Source organism: Piscinibacter sp. (assembly GCF_050175855.1).
In the GTDB taxonomy this organism is placed as follows: Bacteria; Pseudomonadota; Gammaproteobacteria; order Burkholderiales; family Burkholderiaceae_C; genus Piscinibacter.
This window is the reverse complement of record NZ_JBFXIO010000368.1, coordinates 1-5,143: the sequence shown is the minus strand read 5'-3', so window position 1 is coordinate 5,143 and position 5,143 is coordinate 1. Positions and strand designations below refer to the sequence as shown.

At 70.9% G+C, this 5,143-nt stretch carries 5 protein-coding genes and 1 pseudogene; 3 read left to right on the top strand and 3 right to left on the bottom strand.

Annotation, left to right across the window (positions count from 1 at the left end; translation table 11 throughout):
• Both AB7U92_RS21555 and AB7U92_RS21550 read left to right on the top strand, forming a co-directional pair.
• Nucleotides 1–469 (top strand): sensor histidine kinase (locus tag AB7U92_RS21555; RefSeq protein WP_428581894.1); only part of this gene is annotated, 469 nt, incomplete at its 5' end.
• Nucleotides 466–1,236 carry a LytR/AlgR family response regulator transcription factor gene (locus AB7U92_RS21550; protein ID WP_428581891.1) on the top strand — a complete coding sequence of 257 codons (771 nt, stop codon included), beginning with the start codon at nt 466–468 and terminating at the stop codon, nt 1,234–1,236. The genes AB7U92_RS21555 and AB7U92_RS21550, both read left to right, overlap by 4 nt.
• Here AB7U92_RS21550 and AB7U92_RS21545 read toward each other — a convergent pair whose 3' ends face one another.
• From AB7U92_RS21545 to AB7U92_RS21535, 3 genes are all read right to left on the bottom strand, one after another.
• Complete coding sequence (locus tag AB7U92_RS21545) at nt 1,237–1,455, bottom strand: hypothetical protein (RefSeq protein ID WP_428581888.1); 219 nt, start codon at nt 1,453–1,455, stop codon at nt 1,237–1,239.
• A 118-nt stretch (nt 1,456–1,573) separates the two neighbouring features.
• The gene (locus tag AB7U92_RS21540) at nt 1,574–3,367 is read right to left on the bottom strand and encodes an aminopeptidase P family protein (protein WP_428581885.1); all 1,794 of its coding nucleotides are present in this window, start codon (nt 3,365–3,367) and stop codon (nt 1,574–1,576) included.
• 9 nt (nt 3,368–3,376) lie between these two features.
• Nucleotides 3,377–4,738 carry a TAXI family TRAP transporter solute-binding subunit gene (locus AB7U92_RS21535; protein ID WP_428581882.1) on the bottom strand — a complete coding sequence of 454 codons (1,362 nt, stop codon included), beginning with the start codon at nt 4,736–4,738 and terminating at the stop codon, nt 3,377–3,379.
• Nucleotides 4,739–4,851: 113 nt separating this feature from the next.
• On the opposite strand from AB7U92_RS21535, the pseudogene AB7U92_RS21530 reads away from it, so the two are divergent.
• A pseudogene (locus AB7U92_RS21530) lies at nt 4,852–5,143 on the top strand (mechanosensitive ion channel protein); the annotation flags it as partial.

Sequence of the window (5,143 nt, the reverse complement as noted above, 5' to 3'; positions counted from 1 at the left end):
CAACAGTCTGATCGCCTACCTGCGCGCGGCCATGCCGCGGCTGGGCGATCCCAACGCGACGCTCGGCAACGAGGCGGCGCTGGTGCGAGCCTACCTGGAGCTGATGCTGATGCGCATGCCCGACCGGCTCTCGTTCGAGGTCGATGTTCCACCGGAGATCGAGGGCGTGCGATTCCCGTCGATGGCGCTTCTGACCCTGGTGGAGAACGCCATCCGCCACGGCATCGACCCGGCCGAGCAGGGCGGCCGCATCGTGGTGCGGGCCCGCCGCGAGGCCGACGGCACGCTGGTGGCGAGCGTGGCCGACAGCGGCGTCGGCCTGCGCGAGATGAGCCTGCCCGGCACCGGCCTGGCCAACCTGCGCGAGCGCCTGGCCATGTTCTTCGGCGACGGTGCGGCGCTGGAGATCGCGCCGGCCGAGCCGCACGGCGTGGTGGCCACGCTGCGCTGCCCGGGTGCTTCGGCATGAGCGCCACCGCGCTGATCGCCGACGACGAGCCGCTGCTGCGCGAGCGGCTGCGCAGCGTGCTGGCGCGGGCGTGGCCCGAGCTGACCGTGGTGGCCGAGGCGCGCAACGGCCGCGAGGCGGTGGAACTGTTCGACGAGCACGCGCCGCAGGTGGTCTTCCTCGACGTGCACATGCCCGGCATGAACGGCATCGAGGCGGCGCGGGCGATTGCCCGGCGCGCGCAGCTGGTGTTCGTCACCGCCTACGAGCAGTACGCGGTGCAGGCCTTCGAGCAGGGGGCGATCGACTACCTGGTCAAGCCGTTCGAGGAGGCGCGGCTGGTCGACACGGTGCAGCGGCTGAAGCAGCGCCTGCTGCAGCCGGCGGCGGCGTCGCCGGCGCTGGACTCGGTGCTGGAGGGGCTGCAGGCCGAGCTGCAGCGGCGGCTCGGTGCGCCGAGCGGCCATCTGCAGTGGATCAAGGCCTCGGTGGGCCCGAGCGTGCGGCTGATCCCGGTCGACCAGGTCGTCTACCTGAAGGCCGACGAGAAGTACACGCTGGTGGTGTGGGAAGGCGGCGAGGCGCTGATCCGCAAGACGATCCGGGAACTCGCCGACGAGCTCGATCCCTCACGCTTCGTGCAGACGCACCGTTCGGTGATCGTCAACCTGCATCACGTGGTGCAGGTGACGCGCGGTGCGAACGAGACGGCCGAGGTGCATCTCAAGGGGCGGCGGGAAATGCTGCCCGTGAGCCGCAGCTACCTCCATCTCTTCCGACAGATGTGATCACTGCAGCTGGCGCGCAGTGGGCTCGACGTCCGCGTCGTTGCGCGCCACCGGCGTGTTCACCGGCTCGCGCTTGCCGATCACCGTGACGGTGGGCAGCGTGGCGGTGAGCACCGGCTGGGCGGGCTGCGCATCGTCCAGCATCGCGCTGCCGATGGCGACGGTACCGCCGGCGAGCAGGCAGGCGATGAGCAGGGCGCCGAAGATGCGGTCGATCATTTGAATCTCCTTCGAGTCGCGACGACCTGTCGCGTTGATGTGACTCTAGGAGGGCGCCCCGGGCGCCGACAGCGGTTTGCGACGAACTGCGCGAAAGCCGGGATGAACTGCGCCAGCCTCAGATCGGCTCGGTGCGCACCAGCAGCCAGTCTCGCGCGGCGCCGTCGACCAGCGGCAGCAGCCGCTCGCGCACCGTCGCGTGGTAGCCGTTCAGCCAGGCGATCTCGTCGGCACGCAACAGGGCCCGGTCGATGCAGCGCGTGTCGATCGGGCACAGCGTCAGCGTCTCGAAGGCGAGGAACTCGCCGAACTCGGTGCTGCCCGCGGGAACGTTGAGCACCAGGTTCTCGATGCGGATGCCCCACTGGCCCGGCCGGTACAGGCCCGGCTCGATGCTGGTGATCATGCCGGGCTCCATCGCCATGTGCGCATCGGGCAGTGCCTTGGAGATGGTCTGCGGCCCTTCGTGCACGTTGAGGAAGTAGCCCACGCCGTGGCCGGTGCCATGGCCGTACTCGAGGCCGTGTTCCCACAGCGGCGCGCGGGCGATGGCGTCGAGCATGGGCGAGAGCGTGCCGCGCGGGAACTTCGTGCGCGACAGCGCCATCGTGCCCTTGAGCACCAGCGTGTAGTCGCGCCGCTGCGCGTCGGTGACCTGGCCGATCGGCCAGACGCGGGTGATGTCGGTGGTGCCGCCGAGATACTGGCCGCCGGAGTCGATCAGCAGCAGGCCATCGCCTTCGATCATGGCGTGCGACTCGGGTGTCGCCCGGTAGTGCGGCATCGCCCCGTTGGCGTTGAAGCCGGCGATGGTGGAAAAGCTCAGGCCGACGAAGCCGGGCCGCTTCGCCCGCGCGGCGGACAGCTTCTCGTCGACGGTCAGCTCGGTGATGCGCTCGCGGCCGAGCGCCTGCTCGAACCAGGCGTAGAACTCGCACATCGCCGCGCCGTCCTGGCGCATCGCCTCGCGAACATGCTCGGCCTCGGCCTCGCTCTTGCGGCTTTTCAGCAGCGTGCTCGGGTTGATCGCCTCGACCACCGGCACGGCGATGCGCTCGCGCAGGCCCAGCGTCACGCGCTTCGGATCGAGCAGCACGCGGGCATCGGACGGCAGCGCCGCCAGCGCCCCAGCGGCCTCGCCATACGGCGCCAGTGCCACGCCGTCGGCGGCCAGCGCGGCCTTCAGCTCTGCGTCAATCTTGCCTTCGCCGACGAACAGCGTCGCGCCGCCCGGCGCCACCAGCAGGTGGGCGAGGAAGACGGGGTTGTAGGTGACGTCGGAGCCGCGCAGGTTCAGCGACCAGGCGATGTCGTCGACCGTGCTGATCAGGTGGTGCGTCGCGCCGTGGCGCGCCATCGCCTCGCGCAGTTGCACGAGCTTGGTTGCACGGGGCAGCGGCGCCTGCGGGGCGCGGTGTTCGTAGACCGGCGCGGCGGGCAGGGCGGGGCGGTCGGGCCAGATTTCGGCGAGCAGGTCGATGTCGGTGCGCAGCGTGACGCCGGCCTTGCTCAGCACCGTGCGCAGGTGCTGCGCGGCCGCCAGGCCGAGCACGGCGCCGTCGACGGCCACCGTCTCGCCGGCCTTCGCTTCGCGGGCCAGCCACTCGACGTGGTGCGTGGCCGTGCCGGTCGGGATTTTCACCAGCTCGATGCCGCTGCCGGCCAGCTCGGCCTCGGCCTGCACCCAGTAGCGGCTGTCGGCAAAGACGGCCGCCTTGTCGCGCGCCACGACCAGCGTGCCCATCGAGCCGGTGAAGCCCGACAGCCACTGGCGCCCCTGCCAGTGCTCCGGCAGGTATTCCGACAGGTGCGGGTCGGAGGAGGGAACGAGCAGCGCGGCCAGCCCGTGTCGGGCCAGAGCTTCCTGCGTCTTCGCGATGCGGGCCCGGTAGGGCGAGGTGCGGGTGTCCATGGACGGATTCTAGGTTTGCGGGGCTTGACCCTTCAGGCGCTTGCGCACCATGTGGATGTGGCTGCGCAGCGCGTACAGCTCGTCGGCGTAGGACAGCGGCACGCTGATGTGTCCGGCACGGTCTTCCAGGCTGTCGAGCTCGGCCAGCAGCTCGTGCACCGGGCGCTCGCCGACGGCATCCTCCAGCCGCCGCAGCTGCCCGTACCAGCGGAAGATGCGCGAGCGCACGCGGAACTCGTACAGCGGCGGCACCACGCGCGACAGCGGGATCAGGATGGCGATGATCGACACCATCACCACCCACATGCGGTCGATCAGGTTGGCGATCCAGAACGGCAGGTAGCGCTGCAGCAAGGGCGGGCCGCTGCGGTAGAAGCGTTCGGCCTCGGCGGCCAGCGGCCGCTCGGTGTTCTCCATCGTCGGGAAGGTGCCCTTGCGCTGGAACCAGCCCGGCCCGCCGTGGATCTGCCGCGCCGCCTGCACGAACAGCTGCACCAGCGCCGGGTGCAGCGATTCGCGCGCCACCAGCGTGGCGGTGGGCGCGATCAGGCGGATGTTGGCCGGCGGCATGTCGCGCGCCAGGTCGACCACGCCGCGCGGCAGCATCACCGGGCTGAGGAAGGGGAAGCGGCGCGAATAGGCTTCGGCCTGCGGGAAGTCGAACAGCTTCACGCCCGGCGTCTGCAGCAGCATCTGCACCAGCGGCGATTCGGGCGCCGAGGCGAACACCAGCGCGTCGATGTCGCCGGCCAGCAGCGCCACGACGGCGGGCGTCGACGGGTTCTGCACCAGCTGCAAGGTGCTCGCGTCCACCCGGTTGGCCTCGAGCAGCCGCTTCACCAGGTTGGGCACGCCGCTGCCCGGCGCGCCGATATTGAGCTTCCAGTCGCCGGGGCGAGCCATGTCGGCCATCGATTCGAGCTGCGGCTTGCCGAAGGCGCGCCGGGCGGACTCCTCGCGGTAGAACAGCCACACCGGCTCGTGGAACAGGCTACCCAGGGACACCAGGCCGGCGTTGGCGGCCTCGTCGTCGGCGGTGCTGGCGTACTCGACATCGGCGCCGCCTTGCACAAACGCGAGGTCGACGCCGGAGCCCTCCTCGCGCAGCAGGGCCAGGTTCTCGGCGGCGCCGGCGGTGCGGCGCAGCTCGACGGTGATGCCGTGCACCTTCAGCGCCGCCGCGTAGCGCTTGCCGAACTCGGCATAGGCGCCCTGGTCGGCCCCGGTGGCCAGCACCACCTTCTTCGGCGGGTTGGGGTCGAGCACCTGGTAGGCGACGAACAGCAGCGCGAGCGCCAGCAGGATGAAGGGGCCGGCGGTGGCGAGCAGGTCGCGCATCGACAGCAGGGTATGGCGCAGGGCTTGGGGCATGGGTCGGGCTTCCGGCAGGCAGGCCGCACGATAGCGCGGCCGCGCGCTGGGCCGTTCACCAACCGTAACGGCCGTGCGTGGTCAAATGCGGCCCGCTTCGATTCCGACTCGACATGGCCCGAACGCTCGACACCACCGAACTGCAGGAACTCCTCGGCCGGCTGGCCCAGCCCGCCGCACTCACCGAACTGGGCGTGCTCGCCGGCTGCCTGGTGCTCGCCTGGCTGATCGTGCGGCTGCTGCGTGGGCGTGCGGCCGCTGCCGGCTCGATCTGGTTCGGTGATCGCATCGTCGACGGCGTGCTGTTCCCGGTGCTGGCGCTGGGGCTGGCCTTCGGTGCGCGGCTGCTGCTGGTCGGCACGCTGCCGATCGCGGTATTCAAGCTGGCCATCCCCATCCTGCTGA

Coding starts and splice junctions, on each gene's coding strand:
- AB7U92_RS21540 (WP_428581885.1), bottom strand. CDS start 3,367: ATGGACACCCGCACCTCGCCCTACCGGGCCCGCATCGCGAAGACGCAG.
- AB7U92_RS21545 (WP_428581888.1), bottom strand. CDS start 1,455: ATGATCGACCGCATCTTCGGCGCCCTGCTCATCGCCTGCCTGCTCGCC.
- AB7U92_RS21550 (WP_428581891.1), top strand. CDS start 466: ATGAGCGCCACCGCGCTGATCGCCGACGACGAGCCGCTGCTGCGCGAG.
- AB7U92_RS21535 (WP_428581882.1), bottom strand. CDS start 4,738: ATGCCCCAAGCCCTGCGCCATACCCTGCTGTCGATGCGCGACCTGCTC.